Origin of the sequence: Pseudomonas viciae (genome assembly GCF_004786035.1) — a bacterium.
GTDB lineage: Bacteria > Pseudomonadota > Gammaproteobacteria > Pseudomonadales > Pseudomonadaceae > Aquipseudomonas > Aquipseudomonas viciae.
This window is the reverse complement of the sequence record NZ_CP035088.1, coordinates 2,768,866-2,788,762: the sequence shown is the minus strand read 5'-3', so window position 1 is coordinate 2,788,762 and position 19,897 is coordinate 2,768,866. Positions and strand designations below refer to the sequence as shown.

Genomic DNA, 19,897 nt, shown 5'->3' with positions numbered 1-19,897 from the left:
GAGTCATGAATAACCCACTGGCGCCCGCACCGGGCATCCGCATCAGCCTTTCGGAGCTGATCGAGATGCGCCATCGCGTGCGCGAGGTGCAGTTGTTTTCCACCCCCGGCCAGCGCAGCCCGCTGATCGGCTTGCACCATTCCAAGCTGCGCGGGCGCGGGGTGGATTTCGATCAAGTGCGGGTCTATCAGGCCGGCGACGATGTGCGCACCATTGACTGGCGCGTCACCGCGCGTACCCAGGAGCCTCACACCAAACTGTTCCACGAAGAACGGGAACGGCCGATTTTCATCATGATCGAGCAAAGCCACCGGCTGTTCTTCGGCTCCGGGCTGATGTTCAAGTCGGTGCTTGCCGCACAGGCCGCCAGCCTGATCGGCTGGGCCGCGCTGGGGCACAATGACCGGGTCGGCGGGCTGGTGTTCGGCGACAACACCCATTACGAGGTCAAGCCTCGGCGCAGCAAACAGAGCCTTCTGCAACTGCTCAACCGCCTGGTGCGGGTCAATCAGTCGCTGCACACCGAAGGCGAGCCGGACCGCGATTCGTTCGGCATTGCCCTGCGTCGGGCCCGGGAAGTGCTGCGGCCCGGCAGCCTGGTGATCGTGATTTGCGACGAGCGCGCGCTGTCCGACAGTGCCGAGCAACAACTGAGCCTGCTGTCGCGCCATTGCGATCTGTTGCTGCTACCCCTGTCGGACCCACTGGATCACGCCCTGCCCGCCGCCGGCCTGCTACGTTTTGCCCAACGCGATTCGCAGCTGGAGCTCGACACCCTGAACTTCGAACTGCGCCAGGCCTATCGCGCCCAGGCCGAGGCACGCCAGGAGCGCTGGGAGATACTGGCGCAGAAACTGCGGATCCTGATGATGCCCCTGAGTACCCAGGGCGATATGGTCGAACAACTGCGCGAATACCTGAACCCCAAGCGGGCCGGGAAAAGCCGATGAGCAATCTGGATCAATTGCAGCCGCTGATGGCGCCGCCCCCCATAGGTTTCTGGCCTCCCGCGCCAGGCTGGTGGTTGCTGCTGGTGTTGATCCCGTTGCTGGGCCTGGGCTTGTGGCAGCTACGTCGGTTTATTCCCGCCAAGCGCAACGTCGCCCGCGCCGAGCAACCCCTGGACCCGGTGCGCCTGGCCGCCCTGGCCGAGCTCGCCTTGCTGCCCAAACCTTATGACGGAGCGCCGGCCGGGGCCTGGCTGCAACAACTCAACGGGCTGCTCAAGCGACTGTGTCGCAACCACTACCCCTACAGCCAGAGCCACACCCTCAACGGGCGCAAGTGGCTGGCCTTCCTGGATAACCGCTGCCCCGCAGCCGGCCTCACTCGTTGGATGGTGCTGGTGGAAGGTGCCTACAAGCCCGAATGCAAACTCGATGACAAAGCCATCGCCGGCCTGACCCAAGCAGTCGAAATCTGGATTCGCAAACATGTTTGAATTCGCCTGGCCGTGGGTGTTCGCCCTGTTGCCGCTGCCCTGGCTGATGCGCCTGGTATTGCCGGCGGCCGATAGCGGCGAGCCGGCGCTCAAGGTCAGTTTCCTGGGCGACCTCGAAGGCCTGGTGGGGCGTCGGGCCCGGGCCAATCTGCCGAGCTGGCGTCAACAGACACCCTTCATCCTGCTCTGGCTGCTGTTGTTGATGGCCGCCGCCCGCCCTCAATGGCTCGGCGAGCCGCTGCCAATTGCCGCCAGCGGCCGTGACCTGCTGGTGGCGGTGGACGTTTCAGGCTCCATGGATTTCCCCGACATGCAGTGGCGGGACGAAGAGGTCAGTCGCCTGACGCTGGTGCAGCATATGCTCGGGGATTTTCTCGAGGGCCGCGAAGGCGACCGGGTCGGCCTGATCCTGTTCGGCAGCCAGGCCTATCTGCAGGCACCACTGACCTTCGATCGCCGCACCGTGCGACATTGGCTCGACGAGGCGCGTATCGGCATCGCCGGCAAGAACACCGCCATCGGCGACGCCATCGGCCTGGCCCTCAAGCGCCTGCGCCAGCGTCCGGCCCACAGCCGGGTGCTGATCCTGGTCACCGATGGGGCCAACAACGGCGGTGAAATCGACCCACTGACCGCCGCGCGACTGGCCGCCGACGAAGGCGTGAAAATCTACCCGATCGGCATCGGCGCCGACCCGGAACAAAGCGGCACGACGGGCTTGCTCGGCATCAACCCGAGCCTGGACCTCGACGAGCCGACACTCAAGGACATCGCTCATGTCACGGGCGGCCAGTATTTTCGCGCCCAGGATGGTGAACAACTGCTGGCGATCAAAACTGCCCTCGACCAGCTCGAGCCGGTGACCCAGCAACCGACCCAGGCCCGCCCTGCCCTGGCGCTTTATCACTGGCCCCTGGCCCTGGCGTTGCTATTGAGTGTGTTGCTGGTGGTGTGGGAGCGCTGGCCGGACAATCCACTGCAGCGCCTGTTCAATCGGCCGCTGTTCCAGACCAGCCAACATGCCGAGTGGCGTCAGCGGCTCAAGCGCCTGCGCTTGCGGAGGCGTCGATGATCGCCCTCTGGCCGCACTGGCTACGCCCCTGGTTCATCTTGCTGTTGCCGTTGCTGGGCTGGTTGCTCTGGCAACTGTGGCATCGGCAAAAACGCGTCGGGCGCTGGCAGATGATCTTGCCTCCGGCCTTTCACGCGGTGCTGCTCAGTGGCGGCAGTGGCCGTGAAAGCAGGCTGCCGTGGATTGCCCTGGGCCTGGGTTGGCTGTTGATGCTGCTGGCGTTACTGGGGCCTAGCTGGGCGCGGGTTGAACAGGCCAGCCAGAAACCCGCCGATCCGCTGGTGGTGGTGCTGGAACTGACGCCGGAGATGCTCGCCACCGACGTCCCGCCTACACGACTGGAGCAGGCGCGACGCAAGGTCCTGGACCTGCTGCACAACCGCAGCGACGCCCAGACCGCGATCATCGTCTATGCCGGCAGCGCCCACACGCTGGTGCCACTGTCCGACGACCTGTCCACCAGCGCCAACCTGCTCGAAGCCCTCGCGCCGTCGATCATGCCGCAAAGCGGCCATCGCGCCGACCTGGCGGTCAACAAGGCCATGGCCCTGCTGGAGCAGAGCGGGTTAGGCCATGGCCGGATCCTGCTGATCGGTTCTTCGTTGAACGAGCAGGAACGCGAGCACATTCGCCAGATCATGGACGGTTCTGCCACGCGCTTGCTGATGCTGGGCATCGGTACCCGGGAAGGCGCGCCGGTAGCCCAGGAGGATGGCAGTTACCTCAAGGACGCTCAAGGCGCGATTCTGGTGCCGCGCCTGGACAGCCCAAGCCTCAAAGCCTTTATCAATGAGCTGGACGGTCGTTACCGCCCGGCACGGCTGGACGACAGTGACCTGCGCGGCCTGGGCCTGCTGGACGGCCCACGCCATCTGCGCAGCGACGGTCAGACCTTGCGCCTGGACAGCTGGGCCGACCAGGGCTACTGGCTGCTCCTGCCGCTGTTGCTGCTGGCCGCCTGCGCCGGACGTCGAGGCTGGCTGTTCTGCCTGCCGCTGCTGTTCGTGTTGCCGCAAACCGGGCACGCCTTTGAGTTCCAGGATTTGTGGTTGCGCCCCGACCAACAGGGCCAGCACTTGCTCAAGCAGAAGCGCCCGGCCGAGGCCGCCGAGCACTTCGAGGAGCGCCAATGGCAAGGCGTCGCCCTGTACGAAGCCGGTGACTACAGCGAAGCCGCCCGGCGCTTTGCCGAGGGCACCGACGCCCGCGCCCATTACAATCGTGGCAACGCCCTGGCCAGGAGCGGCGAACTGGAAGCCGCGCTGGATGCCTATGAACAGGCCCTGGAGTTGCAACCGGACCTGCGCCCCGCCCAGACCAACAAGGCGCTGGTGGAAAGCTTGTTGAAAGAACAGGCACCACCACCGGAAGAACCCAAGCCTGCCGAAAGCGAGGAACCGGGTCCCGCGGAGCAAGCGCCGGATACCGAGAGGCAAAGCCAGTCTTCGGAACAGGGACAGCCCTCCTCCGAAACGACCGAAGCGCCGGACGAGGCCCAGGCGCCGCGCACCCCGCCACCGCCCGGCGCCCAGGATGTGCCGGGCAGTGAGTTGCCGGACGAGCAGACCACCACGCCACCGCTGCGCCCCGCCGCCGGCCAGCGTAACGAAGAAGAACAGCGCCAGGCACTGGAACAATGGCTGCGCCAGATCCCGGACAACCCAGGGGAACTGCTCAGGCGTAAATTCTGGTATGAACAGCAAAGCCATCAGGCCCAGGGAAAAACCCCATGACCCGCTTCACCGCCTACCTCCTCGTGTTGCTGCTCTGGGCCTCTGGAACCCAGGCAGCACAGCTGACCGCCAGTGTGGATCGCGGCCGCCTGAATTCCGGGGAAACCGTGGAACTGACCCTGGAGTCCAATGACGCCACGCTGTTCGGCAAACCCGACCTGAGCCCACTCCAGGCACTGTTCGACGTGCGTGGCACCCGCCAGGTCAACCAGCTGACCACCCTCGACGGCGAGAACCGCGCCACCACCCGCTGGATCGTGACCCTGCTGCCACGCCAGAGCGGCACCGTGACGATTCCGCCGTTGCAACTGGGAGAAGTGAGCAGCCAACCGATCACCCTGCAAGTGATCGAAAGTGAGACCCGCAATGCATCCGGCAACCTGGCGCCGGTGTTCATCGAGGCCAGCCTCGACCAGACCCAAGTGTATGTGCAGGCCCAGGCAATCCTGACCCTGCGCATCTACCACTCGGTGTCGCTGTACGACGACAGCAGCCTGACACCGCTGCACATCCCCGACGCTCGCACCGAACAGCTCGGCGAGTCGCGCACTTATGAAAAGGTCATCAACGATGTGCGCCACGGCGTGATCGAACTGCGCTACGGCATCTACCCGCAGCGCAGCGGCGAGCTGACGATTCCGGCCCAGACCTTCAGCGCCACCCTGGTCGAGCCGGTGGCCCAGGGCGCGGTGCCTTCGGGGCCGAAACCCGGCCAACTGATGCGCGTCAGCTCCGAGCAACTGCAGCTGACCGTCAATCCCAAGCCAACCAGCTACCCGGCCGATGTGCCCTGGTTGCCAGCACGCAGCCTGTCCTTGAGTGAAAGCTGGAGCCCGGAACCGACCCACAGCCAGGTCGGCGACTCCCTGACCCGCAGCCTGACCCTGGAAGCCGAAGGCCTGGCCAGCGCCCAGTTGCCGCCCCTGCCGGCCACGGAGATCAATGGCCTGCGGCGCTATCCAGACCAGCCGGTACTCAGCAGCCGCAGCAGTGAACGCGGGCTGGTGGGCAGCCGCGAAGACCGTGAAGCCCTGGTGCCCAACCGCAGCGGCACCATCGAGCTGCCGCCGGTGGAAGTGGTCTGGTGGAACACCCTGGAAAACCACCTGGACCGTACCAGCCTGCCGGCGCGAACCCTGCAAGTGGCGAACAATCCGAGCCTGATGGTGGATACGCCGGCGGGCACGGCGCAGATCGTGACGACCGTCGAGAGCGACAGCCTGTGGTATTGGCAATTGAGCAGCCTGATCCTGGCCTGCACCACGCTGCTCGGCTTCGGCCTGTGGTGGCGAGCCCGCTCGCAGCCCGCCGTCCTGCGCGCGACCCAGGCCGGCCCCAGCCCGCGCACCCTGCTGGATGATCTCAAGCGTACCTGCCTGGCCAACGACCCCCACGCCACCCGCCAGGCCCTCGACGCCTGGGCCCGCCAGCAACCGGAAACCCTGGCCGACATGGCGGCGCGCTTCGTACCGCTGTCCGACGCCCTCGACGGCCTCAACGGCGCACTCTACAGCGAGACCGGCCAGCTCTGGCAAGGCGAGGACCTGTGGCGGGCCATTCGCACCATTCCCACCGCAGAACGCTCCCAGGACCCACTGGGCGACAGTGGATTGCCGCCGCTTTACCCCAAATAACCCTTTTTGCGGCACATAGAGCTTTTTGTGGCGAAGGGACGGGTACCAGCTCAACCGGAGAAGTTGCACGGGTCCTCTCTGCTGTTTCCCAGTAAACTCCTTCTCTTTTAGCCGCCCATCTTCCCGCGGCCATCATCTGTTTTCTGGAGTTCACCTTGCGTCTGTTTCACACCTCCGACTGGCACCTGGGGCAAAACCTGCACGGCCAGGAGCGTGATTTCGAACACGCCTGTTTCCTCGAATGGCTGCTGCGCCAACTGACCAGCGAAAAACCCGACGTGCTGCTGATCGCCGGGGATATTTTCGACACCGTCAACCCGCCGGTCAAAGCCCAGGAACGGCTGTACGACTTCATCGTCAACGCCCATGAGCAAAATGCCAACCTGACCATCGTGATGATCGCCGGCAACCACGACTCCGGCTCGCGGATCGAACTGCCCGCGCCGCTGATGCGCCGCTTGCGCACCCATGCCCTGGGCCGGGTGTTGTGGCTGGACGACGGGCAGTTGGACGTCGAACGCCTGCTGCTGCCATTGCCCGACGCCAAGGGTAAGGTCAAGGCGTGGTGCCTGGCCCTGCCGTTCCTGCGGCCCGCCGAAGTCACCGGCGCGCAACTGGGTGACGACTACTTGCGCGGTATCGGCCAGGTTCATGAATGGCTGATCGCCGCCGCCAACAGCAAACGCAAGAAAGGCCAGGCGCTGATCGCCATCAGCCATGCGCACATGGCCGGCGGTTCGGTGTCCGAAGACTCCGAGCGCAGCCTGATCATCGGCAACGCCGAGGCCCTGCCCGCCAGCCTGTTCGGCCCGAGCATCAGCTACGTCGCCCTCGGCCACTTGCACAAGCCGCAGAAGGTCAACGGTGAAGAACGGATCCGCTACAGCGGCTCGCCGATTCCGCTGTCGTTCTCGGAGATCGGCTATCAGCATCAGATCCTCGACATCACCCTGGACGGCGACACCCTGGTCAAGGTCGAGCCACGCCTGATTCCCCGGGCCGTCAACCTGCAACGCCTGGGCCCGGCACCGTTGGCCGATATCCTGGTGCAACTCAAGGACCTGCCGGACATCGACCTGTTGGCTGACGTCCAGCGTCAGCCCTGGCTGGAAGTCCGGGTGCGCCTCGACGAGCCGCAACCGGACCTGCGTCACCAGGTGGAAACCGCGCTGCAAGGCAAGGCCGTGCGCCTGGTGCGGATCGCCGCCGAGTACGCCGGCAACGGTAGCACCGGCGGTGCCGATGATGGCGCGGCGCTGATCGAGCTGGATCAACTCAGCCCGCAGGAACTGTTCAGCCGTGCCTGGCAGGACACCTACGGCAACGAAGTGGATGAACAGACCCTCAAGGATTTTGCCGTGCTGTTGCAAGACGTGCAGATGGAGAGCGAGCAACCATGAAGATTCTCGCGATCCGCCTCAAGAACCTCGCCTCCCTGGCCGGGCCTTTCGAAATCGATTTCACTGCAGAACCCTTGGCCAGCGCCGGTCTGTTCGCCATCACCGGTCCCACGGGCGCCGGCAAGAGCACGCTGCTCGATGCCTTGTGCCTGGCGCTGTTCGGCGCCGTACCGCGCCTCAACAACACCGGGCGTGACGCCAAGGTGCCAGACGCCGACGGTGAAATCGCCACGGGCGACCCGCGCACGCTGTTGCGCCGCGGCACCGGCGATGGCTATGCCGAAGTGGATTTTCGCGGCATCGACGGGCGCCGCTATCGGGCCCGCTGGGAAGCCAATCGCGCCCGGGAAAAGGCTGGCGGCAAGCTGCAAGCTAGCCGCCAGAGCCTGCGAGACCTGGACAACGATCAACTGCTGGCGAGCCAGAAAGGTGAATACAAGGCCCAGCTCGAAGCCGCCCTGGGCCTGAACTTCGAACAGTTCACCCGCGCCGTGCTGCTGGCTCAGAGCGAGTTCAGCGCGTTTCTCAAGGCCGATGACAACGACCGCAGCGAACTCCTGGAAAAGCTCACCGACACCGCCCTGTACACCCGCCTTGGCCGCCGCGCCTTCGACAAGGCCAAGCAAGCCAAGGAAACCCACAAGCAGTTACAAGACCAGGCCACCGGCGTCACCCCACTCGCCCCCGAGGCCCGGGCCGAGCTGGACCAGCGCTTCAACGACGCCCAGCAACAACTCAAGGCCCAACAGGCGCAACTCAAGCAATTGGAGCAACAACACACCTGGCTCAAGGACCTGCGCCTGTTGCAGGACGAACAGGCCAGCGCCGCCGAGCAACTGCAACAGGCCCAGGCCGATTGGGACGCCCTGGCAGATCAACGCCTGAAACTGACGCGCCTGGAACAACTGGCGCCCCAGCGCCATCAATTCATCCGCCAGACGGAACTGACCCGTCAGCTTGAACCGTTGGCGGTGCAGATCCAGCAGCTCACCCAGCAGCAAATCGACCTGCATGAACAACAGGCCGCACTGGAAAAAGGCTTGAGCGCCGCACAACTGGCGCTGGCCACCGCCCGGCAACAAAGCAGCGACAGCGCGCCGTTGCTGCGCCAAGCCTTTGAAGAGCAGAGCACCCTCGCCCGCCTTGCCCGGGACGCGAGCCAGGGCGCTGAGCGTCAGGAGCAAGCGCAACAGGACTGCACCGAGGGCCAGCGCACAATCGACACCTTGCTCGAACAGCAAAAGCAGGTGGCCGCGCGCTTGCAGCGAATCGCCGGCGAGCTTGCACAAAGCACCCACCTTGCACCACTGAGCGACGCTTGGAAGGCCTATCGCGATCGCCTCCAGCAGTTGATGCTGATCGGCAATCGCCTGAACCAGGGCCAGGCCGAACTCGCCACCCTGGAGCAAAGCGCCGCCCGCACCGCCGAGGACCTGGCAACCCGCCGGCAAGACCTCGAAGTGCTCTACAAAGAAGCCGGCGCCGAACCGGACGCGGTGGCCGAACAGATCCAGTTGCTCGGCAACCTGTTGCAAGACAACCGCAAGCAATTGCGTGCATTCGAAGACCTGACCCGGCTGTGGGCCAGCCAGCAGGAACTGGACAAACGTGGCGCCGATCTGGAACAACGCCAACAACGGGCGTTGCAGGAACGTGACCGGCTGGTGCGTGAAGGCGGTGAAGCCAAAGCCGAACTGGCGATTGCCGAACAGACCCTGACCGTCACCCGCGAACTGCTGGAACGTCAGCGCCTGGCCCGCAGCGAAAGCGTCGAACAACTGCGCACGCAATTGCAGGACGACCAGCCGTGCCCGGTGTGTGGCAGCGTCGAACATCCCTATCATCAGCCCGAAGCCCTGCTGCAAAGCCTCGGGCGCCATGATGAAAGCGAAGAGGCCAATGCCCGCAAAGCCGTCGATCTGCTCAATGAAAAAGTCATCGACCTGCGGGCGCAATACAGCGGCGTCATCGCCCAGCTCAAAGAGCTCAAACAGCAGCAGGAACAACTCGCCGGCCAGCAACAGGGCCTGGCGCCCAGCCTTGAGGCCCACCCACTGTCGGCGCAGCTGCTGGCCCAGGATTCTGGCAAACGCGATGCCTGGCTGGCGCAACAGAACAGCCAGCTGCACCAACACATCAGCCAGGACGAACAACGGCAAACTGCCCTGCTGACCCTACAGCAGGACGCGGTGCGCCTGACGCAGCAACTGCACAATGCCGAGACGGCGAGCCAGCAAGCGTTACAGCACCTGAACAACCAGCAACAGGAACTGGCCCGTGATCGCCTGCGCCTGGATGACGAGTTGAGCCACTTCAGCGCCTTGTTGCCGGCAGACACGCTACAGGCCCTGCGCAGCGAGCCGGCCGCGACCTTCATGCAGCTCGACCAGCAGATCACCCAACGGCTGGAGCAATTGGAACAGCAGCGCGACGAACTCAGCGAACAGCTCCAGCGCCAGCAGACCCTGGAGAAGGAGCAGGACCGCCAGCAAACCCGCGTGCAGCAATTGGCGTCGGCGCAACAGCAATTCAGCGCCCTGACCGAGCAACAGCAGGCCTGCCAGCAAAAACTCACGCAGCTGCTGGGTGAACACACCAGCGCCGAACAGTGGCAGCAACAAATCGACCAGGCCCTGGAACAGGCTCGCAATGCCGAAGCAGGAGCCAATCAACGCCTGCAGGAACTGCGCAATAACCTGGTGCAGTTGGCCGCCGAACTCAAGGCCCGGCAGGAGCAGGCACAATCCCTGGACAGCGAACTTCAAGCGCTGGCGGCCGCCATCGCGCAGTGGCGCACCACACATCCTGAATTGGACGACGCGTCCCTCGAAGCCTTGCTCAGTCTCGACGAGCAGCACGTCAGCCAGTTGCGCCAGCGCTTGCTCAACAGCGAAAAAGCCATCGAGCAAGCCCGCGTCTTACTCACCGAACGTGAGCAGCGCCTGCAAAACCACCAGGCCCAGCACAACGGCAACCTGCTGCCCGAACAGTTGGCACAAGCCCTCACCGAGCTACAAGCTCAATTCGCCGCCAGCGAACAACACTGCGCCGAACTGCGCGCCGAACAGGCCGAGGACCAGCGGCGGCAGAACGCCAACCAGGCCCTGGCCCAGCAGATCGAACAGGCCTACGCCGAATACCAGCGCTGGGCACGCCTGGATGCGCTGATCGGCTCGGCCACCGGCGACCGCTTCCGCAAGCTGGCCCAGGCCTACAACCTCGATTTGCTGGTGCACCACGCCAACACCCAATTGCGGCAACTGGTGCGTCGCTACCGGCTCAAACGTGGCGGCAGCATGCTCGGGCTGCTGGTGATGGACACGGAGATGGGCGATGAACTGCGCTCGGTGCATTCGTTATCCGGCGGCGAGACCTTCCTGGTTTCCCTGGCCCTGGCGTTGGGCCTGGCCTCGATGGCGTCCAGCACGCTGAAAATCGAGTCGTTGTTCATCGACGAAGGCTTTGGCAGCCTCGATCCCGAGTCGCTGCAATTGGCGATGGATGCGCTTGACGGATTGCAGGCCCAGGGCCGCAAGGTCGCGGTGATTTCCCACGTGCAGGAAATGCACGAGCGGATCCCGGTGCAGATCCAGGTCCGCCGCCAGGGTAATGGCTTGAGCACGGTGGAGGTGAAATGAGCCGTGCCACGCTCTACTCCTTCCGTCGCTGTCCCTACGCGATGCGGGCGCGCATGGCGTTGCGTCACAGCGCAATCGAATTGGAGATTGTCGAAGTCAGCCTGAAGGCCAAGCCACCCGAAATGCTCGCGCTTTCCAGCAAAGGCACGGTGCCGGTGTTGCAGGTTGAGGGCCGGGTGATCGATGAAAGCCTGGAGATCATGAGCTGGGCCTTGGCACAGCAGGATCCGGATAATTGGAGATTGCTCGGCGACCCCGAAGGCCAAATGTTGACGGCAGCGTTGATCGAGGAAAACGACCAGGTCTTCAAGCTTCATCTGAACCGCTACAAATACCCTGAGCGCCACCCCGAACACGCGATGGAGCACTATAGGGCCGAGGGCGAGGTCTTTCTGCGCAGGCTGGAAGCATTGCTTGCTACCCGACCATTCCTGGCGGCGAATCACCAGAGCCTGGCCGACGTGGCGCTGATGCCGTTCGTGCGCCAGTTCGCCCATGTCGACCGTGAGTGGTTCGCCCAGGCGCCCTACCCTCATCTACAGCAATGGCTGCAGCATCTTCTGGAATCCGAGCTGTTCGTGGCGATCATGGCCAAGTAATTATCGACACAGTACAAAGCTCCCTCGCCACAAGAGCAATCATGCGTCCCACTCTTGATCGTTACCCGACCCACTCAGTCACTCAGCAAACTCAACAATCGCTCACGAGCCACTTCCAACTCGCCGGAATCCGGCTGAGCGGCTGAAACAATCGGGGTGGAATAGAGAAACAGCAGCATCACTGCCAGACGCATCGCCATGATGTCGATCCTTATGAGAGAAGGAGTCAATTTAATAGCGTCAAATTTAAACACATGGCCAAGTGATATTACAGTGGGATTTGTTCAGAAACGGCGAAGCCTGCGATCTTTTCTCTCCTTAAAGATGAAAAGATCGCAGGCTTCAATCGTCAAAACCTTTCAGTGCTGGGTCTTGTGGTCCAGCGCGGCGTAGAAGTTGGCGCTCTGCTGCAGGTATTTCTCGGTGTAGCTCTGGGTGCGGTTTTTCTTGTCGCTGATTTCGATGCTGGCACTGGCTGGCAGCGCCACGGTGGCAGAGATGGCGGAAGCAGCGATCACAGAGAAGAGATTCAGATTCATGGCGGTAATCCTCGGATTCAGTTGGCTGGCTTGCCCGGTGGGGCCGTGAAGCAAACTTACGCGCCGAGGCGTCCTGCCTTGAAATGCTTTGCATGACTAACGAATATCAGTCTCGTTGATACAACCACGAAGGCCCCGAAAAACGGGGCCTGCGGTCTATTGACGGACGATGAACTTCAAATCGCTCGGCGCATCCATCGCTAGCTTCTGCACAGTTTTACCCAGCAGACCGGTCTTGGGATCGCGCTCGAGCACCACGATCTGATTGCTCTTCTGGTTGGCGATCAACAGGAATTTCCCACTCGGGTCGAGGCTGAACTCCCGGGGGTGATCACCTTCAACCGAGCGGCGCTGAAGCTCTTTCAGTGTGCCAGCGGCCGGGTCAATGGCAAACACCAACACTTCGTTGGTGGTGCCACGGTTGCTGACATAGAGGAACTTGCCATCCCTGGAGGCATGCAGCGCAGCCGCCGCCCTGCCCGGTTGAGGCTTGCCAGCCGCCAGGTCGACCAATTGGCGCTGGGTCAAGCGTCCATCCTGATAATCGAACACCGCCACTTGTGCGGTCATCTCCATCGTCAACCAGGCGTGCTTGCCGTCGGCGCTGAACAGCAGATGACGCGGGCCGCTGCCGGGCGGCAACTGCACGAAGGCCGGATCGGCGGCGGTCAGCGGCAGCTCGGGGTTGGCCTTGGGGTCGTAGCGGTAGACGAACACCTTGTCCGCCCCCAGGTCGTTGGCGAACACATACTTGCCATCCGGCGAAGAGACTGCGGCGTGCACGTGGGCCGACATCTGCCGCTCGGGATTGACCCGGCTCGGCTGATGGCTGCTCAACTGCACCGGGGGTGACAACTTGCCGTCGGCGGCCACCGGCAACACCGCCAGGGTGCCACCCGGGTCTTCCACCACCGAGTAGTTGCTGACCAGCAGATGCCGTCCATCACCACTGAGGCTGGAATGGGTCGGCTCGTTGCCCAGGGACTGCACTTGGTTGATCAGGCTCAGTTCATGGGTTTTCGGGGCGATGGCGTAGCTGCTGACCTTGCCCACCGGGTCTTTCTGGCCCGGCCCGTTTTCGTTGACCACGAACAGCCGGGTCATGTCCTTGGAAAGGGTCAGCCACGAAGGATTGTCAGTCTTGATCACTTGCAATGGGTTGGCGTCGAGCTGGCCGGTGCGGCTGTCGAATTGCAGCCGGTAGATGCCCTGACTCTGGCCGGCGGTGTAGGAACCTACCAACAGTTGATGACGTTCATCAGTTTCTGCCTGAACGCCCATGGCGCCCACGCTGCCGGCCATCAACAACGGCCAGAGACTACGCATCTTCATGTTCGTCGTCCTCATCATCGTCGTGGCCTCTGGTCGCTTCCACGCACTCCAGGTGGTGATCACCCGAATCGCTGGTGATGATCCAGTGCTTGGAGGCTTTGTCGAACGTCGCGGCCTGCATCTGCGTCGGCGTGAAACGCCAGTGTTCGAGGGTGCGGCCATTCATGCACTCGACGTGCAGCTGATCTTGCTCATCGAGGGAAAAATCGAATGCGTACAACCCGTCAATGATCAGCATGTCGCAGGATTCGAGGGCGTGCAGCAGGGTGTCGGTAACGGCAGTCATGGTGATCAGTCGGTCATTGGGAAAGTTGCCATGATAACCCAATGTGGGAGTGGGCCTTGGGCCATAACTTCAGACTCGATGTTGACTGGGCGATTGCCTTCGCGAGCAAGCTCGCTCCCACATGGGAACGCATTCCGATGTGGGAGCGGGCTTGCTCGCAAAGAGGCCGGTACATTCAACCTCAATGTAACGGCCTGACCGCGATCCTCAGACCGCCTCGCGCCCCGGCACCCCATCCACCAACCGCAGGATCCCCAACGGGTTGGCGTTCTTCAGCGGCTCCGGCAGCAGGCTGTCGGGATAGTTCTGGAAGCACACCGGACGCAGGAAACGATCAATCGCCAAAGTCCCCACCGACGTGCCACGGGCATCGGACGTCGCCGGGTAAGGGCCGCCGTGCACCATCGAATCACACACTTCCACCCCGGTCGGATAACCGTTGAGCAGGATGCGACCGACCTTCTGCTCCAGCAACGGCGTCAATTCGCTGAACCGTTCGAAATCCGCCGGCTCGCCGATCATTGTCGCGGTCAGCTGGCCGTGCAGGCCGTTCAGCGCGGCAGAGAGCTGGGCTTGGTCCGCCACTTCGACAAACACCGTGGTCGGGCCGAACACTTCTTCCTGCAACGCCTCGTCGCCGTTGACCAACAGGCTGGCATCGGCCTTGAACAACTGCGGCTGGGCCTGGTTGCCCTGCTGTTCACGCCCGGCCAGATGCTCGATGCCGGGGTGGGCCAACAATTTCTGCAGGCCCTTGCCGTAGCTTTGCAGCGTGCCGGCGTTGAGCATGGTTTGAGGGGCCTGGTCGCCGATCAACGCCGCCACTTGTTGAGTGAACGCAGTGAACTGCGGCGAACGGATACCGATCACCAAACCGGGGTTGGTGCAAAACTGGCCACAACCCTGCACCACCGAGGCGGTCAAATCGCGGGCAACGCTCTCGGCGCGATTCTCCAAGGCTTGCGGCAACACGATCACCGGGTTGATGCTCGACATTTCGGCGAACACCGGGATCGGCTGCGGTCGCGCGGCGGCCATGTCGCACAAGGCACGCCCGCCCTTGAGAGAGCCGGTGAAGCCCACGGCCTGGATCGCCGGATGCTTGACCAGCCATTCGCCGACGCCACCGCCGTAGATCATGTTGAACACACCGGCTGGCATCGCGGTCTTTTCAGCCGCACGGATAATTGCATCGGCCACGTGCTCGGCGGTCGCCATGTGCCCGCTATGGGCTTTGAATACCACCGGGCAGCCGGCTGCCAGGGCCGACGCCGTGTCGCCACCGGCCGTGGAGAACGCCAGGGGGAAGTTGCTGGCACCGAACACCGCCACCGGGCCCAGGCCGATGCGGTACTGACGCAGGTCCGGACGGGGCAACGGCGTGCGCTCCGGCAAGGCCCGGTCGATGCGCGCGCCGTAGAAATCGCCACGGCGCAAAACCTTGGCGAACAGGCGCATCTGACCGCTGGTGCGACCGCGCTCACCCTGGATCCGCGCCGCCGGCAATGCGGTTTCACGGCAAACCACAGCCACGAACTCATCGCCCAAGGCATCCAGTTCATCGGCAATGGCTTCGAGGAACTCGGCCCGGCGCACCGCGCTCAGGCTGCGATAGGCCGGATAAGCAGCGGCGGCAGCCTTGGCGGCGGCGTCGACTTCTTCTGCCGTGGCCTGGATGAAATCATGGGGCAAGGCTTCGCCAGTGCTGGCGTCGATGCTCTGCAGGCGAGTCTGGCCGGCCGCGCTACGCGCCCCGCCGATGTAGTTGTGGCCAAGGATCTGGTTCATCGCAAGTCTCCTTTAAAGTGTGCCGATAGTACCCGGGTTGAACACCGCGTCCACCGGGGCAATGCCGTTGACCAGCGGCGCGCCGAATTCGGCCTGACTGATCTCGAACACATCCCCCGGCTGAGTGCGAATGCCGTCGGCGAACGACAGCGTCGCGGTGCCAAAGAAATGAACGTGTACATCCCCCGGGCGCAGGAACTGACTGTACTTGAAGTGATGGAATTCCAGGTTTTCGAGGCTGTGGCACATGTTCGCCTCGCCGCTGAGGAATTCGTTCTGCCACAGCACTTCGCCGTTGCGCAGGATACGACTGGTCCCGGACAGATGTTGAGGCAGTTCACCCACGCGAAGTTCCGGGCCAAAACTGCAACTGCGCAATTTCGAATGGGCCAGGTACAGGTAATTCTTGCGTTCCATCACGTGGTCGGAGAACTCGTTGCCCACCGCAAAGCCCAGGCGATAAGGCTTGGCGTCGTGGCCGATGACATACAGGCCGCTGATTTCCGGCTCCTCGCCCGCGTCTTCGGCGAACGGCGGCAGCGGGAACGGATGGCCCGGACGGACGACGATGCTGCCGTCGCCCTTGTAGAACCATTCCGGTTGCACGCCGGCCTGCCCGGCCTCGGGTTTGCCGCCCTCCACGCCCCACTTGAAGATGCGCATGGTGTCAGTCATGGCGCTTTCGTCGCCGGCCTGCTGGTGCATCTTGTCCCGGGCCGAAGCACTGCCCAGGTGGGTCAGGCCGGTGCCGCTGACCAGCAGGTGCGCCGGGTCTGGGTGATCCAGCGGCGGCAGGATGCGCAGTTCACCGAGCAACCGGGCGTAGTCATGGCTGGCGCCCAAGCCCAGGCTATTGACCTGTTGCTCAAGCTTGACGCCGGCCTCGATGGCCGCCAGCGCCAGGTCGCGCACGCTCCCCGCGCCCTGCACTTCCCGCACTTGCTCGCCGTCGACCACACCGACGCGGCGTTCACCGTCAGGCAATTCAAACTGAACTAAACGCATATTCTTCTCCCTGCAAACATAACTTGAATTACACACTGATCCCTGTGGAAGCGAGCTTGCTCGTGATTGCAGTCTGACAGTCGACATCATGGGTGAATGTAAGACCGCTATCGCGAGCAAGCTCGCTCCCACAGTTGATCGGGGTTACCCCTGAAATTTTTATGTACGCGTAGCCCCCCGGGCACTGGCCGCGAACTGATCCGCCGGCAGCACATGCTTGCGCTCCAGCAGGCGATAGACCACGCCGGTCAATACCAGGCCAAAGACCATCACACCCGACAGGAAGTACAACCCCGACGCCAAATTACCGGTGTATTCCTTCAGCGCACCAATCACGAACGGCCCGATGTAGCCACCCAGGTTGCCCACCGAGTTGATCAGCGCGATACCCGCCGCCGCACTGGCGCCGGCAAAAAAACGCCCGGGCAAGGTCCAGAACACCGCGGTGCAGGAAAACAGCGCAAACGCCACCAGGCACAGCGCCGCCAGTTGCAACACTGGCACCGACAGCCAGGCGCTGAGGAACAGGCCGATGGCGCCCAGCACATAGAGCACGGCCAGATGACCGTAGCGGTCGTTCAAGCGGTCGGAACTGCGGGGAATGATCAGCAGGCCGATGATGCCGAAGATGTACGGCACCGAAGACACAAAGCCGGTAACCAAATCACTGCCGCCGAACTGCTTGATCAGCGTCGGCAACCACAGGCCCAGGCCGTAGATGCTCAGGGTCACGGGCAGGTAGAACAGCGCCAGCAGCAGGACACGCTTGTCTTTCAGGGCGTGCAGCGGGTTGCCATGGCGAGTCTGGCCGTATTCCTGCAAGTCTTTTTTCAGCTCACCCGTCAGCCAGTCCTTCTCGGCCTGGTCCATCCATTTCACTTGTTGCGGGCCATCCGGCAAATAACGCAGCACCGGCCAGGTCAGCAGTACCGCTGGCAGGCCAATGACAATGAACAGCCACTGCCAGCCGTGCAGGCCAAGGATGCCGTCCATGCCCAGCAAGCCACCGGACACCGGGCCGGTGATCATCATCGCGATGGGTTGGGAAAGAATGAACAGGCCCAGGATCTTGCCGCGATGGCGTACCGGGAACCATTGAGTGATGTAGTACAGCACGCCCGGGAAGAACCCGGCTTCCGCCGCGCCCAGCAAAAAGCGCATCACATAGAAGCTATGCGGACCTTGTACGAACGCCATGCCGATGGTGATGGCGCCCCAGGTGATCATGATCCGGGCGAACCAGCGCCGGGCACCGAAGCGTTCGAGCATCAGGTTGCTGGGGATCTCCAGCAGGAAATAACCGATGAAAAACAGCCCCGCGCCCAAGCCATAGGCCGCATCGCCAATGCCCAGGTCAGCCCCCATGTGCAGCTTGGCAAAGCCCACGGCGGAACGGTCCACGTAGGCGATCAGGTAAAGCAGGATCAGGAAGGGAATCAGTTTCAGCGTGATGCGACGAATAAGCCGCAATTCCTGGCTCATGGGACTGTTCTCCAATTGTTGTTGTTATAGAACCTCGGGGGATTTCTCTCGCCAATGACAGCCAGGACAACCCCTCCGTTAAACCGGACTATATAGTAATACTATTTACCCAACAACACTTCCAAACCGCGTAAATTGCGCTTATGTTACCCTCACGCTAGAACAATATAGTCATACAATAAGAGAATCGATCATGTCTGATAAGAAACCCTCCCTGCGCTCGGCCCAATGGTTTGGCACCGCCGATAAAAACGGCTTCATGTACCGCAGCTGGATGAAAAATCAGGGCATCGCCGACCATCAGTTCCATGGCAAGCCAATCATCGGCATCTGCAACACCTGGTCGGAGCTGACGCCGTGCAACGCGCATTTCCGGCAGATCGCCGAGCACGTCAAGCGCGGCGTGATCGAGGCCGGGGGCTTTCCGGTGGAATTCCCGGTGTTCTCCAATGGCGAATCGAACCTGCGCCCCACTGCCATGCTGACCCGCAACCTGGCGAGCATGGACGTGGAGGAAGCGATTCGCGGCAACCCGATTGACGGCGTGGTGCTGCTCACCGGTTGCGACAAGACCACCCCTGCCTTGCTGATGGGCGCCGCCAGTTGCGATGTGCCGGCCATCGTCGTCACCGGCGGGCCGATGCTCAATGGCAAGCACAAAGGCCAGGACATCGGTTCGGGCACGGTGGTCTGGCAATTGAGCGAGCAGGTCAAGGCCGGCACGATCACCATTGACGACTTCCTCGCGGCCGAGGGCGGCATGTCTCGCTCGGCCGGTACCTGCAACACCATGGGCACCGCCTCGACCATGGCCTGCATGGCCGAAGCCCTCGGCACCTCCCTGCCGCACAACGCGGCGATTCCGGCCGTGGATGCACGCCGTTATGTGTTGGCCCATATGTCCGGCATGCGCGCGGTGGAAATGGTCCGTGAAGACCTGAGGCTGTCGAAGATCCTGACCAAGGAAGCCTTCGAAAACGCCATCCGCGTCAACGCGGCCATCGGCGGCTCGACCAACGCGGTGATCCATCTCAAGGCCATTGCCGGGCGCATCGGCGTACAACTGGACCTGGACGACTGGACCCGCATCGGTCGCGGCATGCCGACCATCGTCGACCTGCAGCCGTCCGGGCGCTTCCTGATGGAAGAGTTCTACTACGCCGGTGGTTTGCCCGCCGTGCTGCGTCGTCTCGGTGAAGCGAACCTGATCCCCAACCCGAATGCCTTGACCGTCAACGGCAAGAGCATCGGCGAGAACACCAAGGACGCACCGATCTACGGCCAGGACGAAGTCATTCGCACCCTGGACAACCCGATCCGCGCCGACGGCGGCATCTGCGTGCTACGCGGTAACCTGGCGCCACTGGGCGCGGTGCTCAAGCCGTCCGCCGCCACCGCCGAACTGATGCAGCATCGCGGTCGTGCCGTGGTGTTCGAGAACTTCGACGAGTACAAGGCGCGGATCAATGACCCGGAGCTGGATGTGGATGCCAACTCGATCCTGGTGATGAAGAACTGCGGACCCAAGGGTTATCCGGGCATGGCCGAAGTGGGCAATATGGGCCTGCCGGCCAAGCTGCTGGCCCAGGGCGTGACCGACATGGTGCGGATTTCCGATGCGCGCATGAGCGGCACCGCCTACGGCACGGTGGTGTTGCACGTGGCACCGGAAGCGGCAGCCGGCGGGCCCTTGGCGGCAGTGAAGGAAGGCGACTGGATCGAGCTCGATTGCGCCAGCGGCCGCCTGCACCTGGACATCTCCGACGCCGAACTGGCCGCGCGCCTGGCCGACCTGGTTCCTCCGCAACAACTGCTGGTGGGCGGCTATCGCCAGCTGTACATCGACCATGTCCTGCAAGCGGACCAGGGCTGTGACTTCGACTTCCTGGTCGGTTGCCGCGGCGCCGAGGTGCCACGCCACTCTCACTGACACCACCCATCGCCCTGT

General features: G+C 63.2%; 16 protein-coding genes. 9 read left to right on the top strand and 7 right to left on the bottom strand.

Going from position 1 to position 19,897, the window contains the following annotated elements:
• Window positions 1-5: 5 nt before the first annotated feature.
• From EPZ47_RS12765 to EPZ47_RS12730, 8 genes are all read left to right on the top strand, one after another.
• A complete protein-coding gene (locus EPZ47_RS12765; protein WP_135845095.1) occupies window positions 6-950 on the top strand; it encodes a DUF58 domain-containing protein in 945 nt (314 codons plus the stop codon).
• Window positions 947-1,441 carry a DUF4381 domain-containing protein gene (locus EPZ47_RS12760; protein WP_135845094.1) on the top strand — a complete coding sequence of 165 codons (495 nt, stop codon included), beginning with the start codon at window positions 947-949 and terminating at the stop codon, window positions 1,439-1,441. The genes EPZ47_RS12765 and EPZ47_RS12760 overlap by 4 nt, the downstream gene beginning before the upstream one ends.
• A complete protein-coding gene (locus EPZ47_RS12755; protein ID WP_135845093.1) occupies window positions 1,434-2,513 on the top strand; it encodes a vWA domain-containing protein in 1,080 nt (359 codons plus the stop codon). Before EPZ47_RS12760 ends, EPZ47_RS12755 begins: the two co-directional genes overlap by 8 nt.
• Window positions 2,510-4,246: a tetratricopeptide repeat protein gene (locus EPZ47_RS12750; protein ID WP_135845092.1), complete on the top strand. Its 1,737-nt coding sequence runs from the start codon at window positions 2,510-2,512 to the stop codon at window positions 4,244-4,246. Before EPZ47_RS12755 ends, EPZ47_RS12750 begins: the two co-directional genes overlap by 4 nt.
• Window positions 4,243-5,880 (top strand): BatD family protein, encoded by a 1,638-nt coding sequence (locus EPZ47_RS12745; protein ID WP_135845091.1) that lies wholly within the window; start codon window positions 4,243-4,245, stop codon window positions 5,878-5,880. The genes EPZ47_RS12750 and EPZ47_RS12745 overlap by 4 nt, the downstream gene beginning before the upstream one ends.
• 155 nt (window positions 5,881-6,035) lie before the next feature.
• Window positions 6,036-7,280: an exonuclease SbcCD subunit D C-terminal domain-containing protein gene (locus tag EPZ47_RS12740; RefSeq protein ID WP_135845090.1), complete on the top strand. Its 1,245-nt coding sequence runs from the start codon at window positions 6,036-6,038 to the stop codon at window positions 7,278-7,280.
• A complete protein-coding gene (locus EPZ47_RS12735; protein WP_135845089.1) occupies window positions 7,277-10,918 on the top strand; it encodes an AAA family ATPase in 3,642 nt (1,213 codons plus the stop codon). The genes EPZ47_RS12740 and EPZ47_RS12735 overlap by 4 nt, the downstream gene beginning before the upstream one ends.
• Window positions 10,915-11,517, top strand: coding sequence for a glutathione S-transferase (locus tag EPZ47_RS12730; protein ID WP_135845088.1), 603 nt, complete (start codon window positions 10,915-10,917; stop codon window positions 11,515-11,517). Before EPZ47_RS12735 ends, EPZ47_RS12730 begins: the two co-directional genes overlap by 4 nt.
• A gap of 74 nt (window positions 11,518-11,591) precedes the next feature.
• Here EPZ47_RS12730 and EPZ47_RS30590 read toward each other — a convergent pair whose 3' ends face one another.
• From EPZ47_RS30590 to EPZ47_RS12700, 7 genes are all read right to left on the bottom strand, one after another.
• On the bottom strand, window positions 11,592-11,717 hold the full coding sequence (locus EPZ47_RS30590; protein WP_003180680.1) for a hypothetical protein: 126 nt from the start codon (window positions 11,715-11,717) through the stop codon (window positions 11,592-11,594).
• 159 nt (window positions 11,718-11,876) lie between these two features.
• A complete protein-coding gene (locus EPZ47_RS12725) occupies window positions 11,877-12,056 on the bottom strand; it encodes a hypothetical protein (protein ID WP_018611529.1) in 180 nt (59 codons plus the stop codon).
• 156 nt (window positions 12,057-12,212) lie between these two features.
• The gene (locus EPZ47_RS12720; RefSeq protein ID WP_135845087.1) at window positions 12,213-13,388 is read right to left on the bottom strand and encodes a lactonase family protein; all 1,176 of its coding nucleotides are present in this window, start codon (window positions 13,386-13,388) and stop codon (window positions 12,213-12,215) included.
• Window positions 13,375-13,716: a DUF5629 family protein gene (locus EPZ47_RS12715; protein ID WP_135845086.1), complete on the bottom strand. Its 342-nt coding sequence runs from the start codon at window positions 13,714-13,716 to the stop codon at window positions 13,375-13,377. Before EPZ47_RS12715 ends, EPZ47_RS12720 begins: the two co-directional genes overlap by 14 nt.
• Window positions 13,717-13,881: 165 nt before the next feature.
• On the bottom strand, window positions 13,882-15,462 hold the full coding sequence (locus tag EPZ47_RS12710) for an aldehyde dehydrogenase (NADP(+)) (RefSeq protein ID WP_135845085.1): 1,581 nt from the start codon (window positions 15,460-15,462) through the stop codon (window positions 13,882-13,884).
• A 12-nt stretch (window positions 15,463-15,474) separates the two neighbouring features.
• Entirely contained in the window at window positions 15,475-16,467 is a 993-nt protein-coding gene (gene araD1 / locus EPZ47_RS12705) for an AraD1 family protein (RefSeq protein WP_135845084.1), read from the bottom strand.
• Between the two features lie 159 nt (window positions 16,468-16,626).
• The gene (locus EPZ47_RS12700) at window positions 16,627-17,949 is read right to left on the bottom strand and encodes an MFS transporter (protein ID WP_123341408.1); all 1,323 of its coding nucleotides are present in this window, start codon (window positions 17,947-17,949) and stop codon (window positions 16,627-16,629) included.
• A 193-nt stretch (window positions 17,950-18,142) separates the two neighbouring features.
• Here EPZ47_RS12700 and EPZ47_RS12695 point away from each other — a divergent pair, with 193 nt between their 5' ends.
• Window positions 18,143-19,879, top strand: coding sequence for an IlvD/Edd family dehydratase (locus EPZ47_RS12695; protein WP_135845083.1), 1,737 nt, complete (start codon window positions 18,143-18,145; stop codon window positions 19,877-19,879).
• Window positions 19,880-19,897: the final 18 nt, after the last annotated feature.

Excerpts from the sequence above, each read along its gene's own strand:
- EPZ47_RS12765 (WP_135845095.1), top strand. The coding sequence starts at position 6 with ATGAATAACCCACTGGCGCCCGCACCGGGCATCCGCATCAGCCTTTCG.
- EPZ47_RS12760 (WP_135845094.1), top strand. The coding sequence starts at position 947 with ATGAGCAATCTGGATCAATTGCAGCCGCTGATGGCGCCGCCCCCCATA.
- EPZ47_RS12755 (WP_135845093.1), top strand. The coding sequence starts at position 1,434 with ATGTTTGAATTCGCCTGGCCGTGGGTGTTCGCCCTGTTGCCGCTGCCC.
- EPZ47_RS12750 (WP_135845092.1), top strand. The coding sequence starts at position 2,510 with ATGATCGCCCTCTGGCCGCACTGGCTACGCCCCTGGTTCATCTTGCTG.
- EPZ47_RS12745 (WP_135845091.1), top strand. The coding sequence starts at position 4,243 with ATGACCCGCTTCACCGCCTACCTCCTCGTGTTGCTGCTCTGGGCCTCT.
- EPZ47_RS12735 (WP_135845089.1), top strand. The coding sequence starts at position 7,277 with ATGAAGATTCTCGCGATCCGCCTCAAGAACCTCGCCTCCCTGGCCGGG.
- EPZ47_RS12730 (WP_135845088.1), top strand. The coding sequence starts at position 10,915 with ATGAGCCGTGCCACGCTCTACTCCTTCCGTCGCTGTCCCTACGCGATG.
- EPZ47_RS30590 (WP_003180680.1), bottom strand. The coding sequence starts at position 11,717 with ATGGCGATGCGTCTGGCAGTGATGCTGCTGTTTCTCTATTCCACCCCG.
- EPZ47_RS12725 (WP_018611529.1), bottom strand. The coding sequence starts at position 12,056 with ATGAATCTGAATCTCTTCTCTGTGATCGCTGCTTCCGCCATCTCTGCC.
- EPZ47_RS12720 (WP_135845087.1), bottom strand. The coding sequence starts at position 13,388 with ATGAAGATGCGTAGTCTCTGGCCGTTGTTGATGGCCGGCAGCGTGGGC.
- EPZ47_RS12710 (WP_135845085.1), bottom strand. The coding sequence starts at position 15,462 with ATGAACCAGATCCTTGGCCACAACTACATCGGCGGGGCGCGTAGCGCG.
- araD1 (WP_135845084.1), bottom strand. The coding sequence starts at position 16,467 with ATGCGTTTAGTTCAGTTTGAATTGCCTGACGGTGAACGCCGCGTCGGT.
- EPZ47_RS12700 (WP_123341408.1), bottom strand. The coding sequence starts at position 17,949 with ATGAGCCAGGAATTGCGGCTTATTCGTCGCATCACGCTGAAACTGATT.
- EPZ47_RS12695 (WP_135845083.1), top strand. The coding sequence starts at position 18,143 with ATGTCTGATAAGAAACCCTCCCTGCGCTCGGCCCAATGGTTTGGCACC.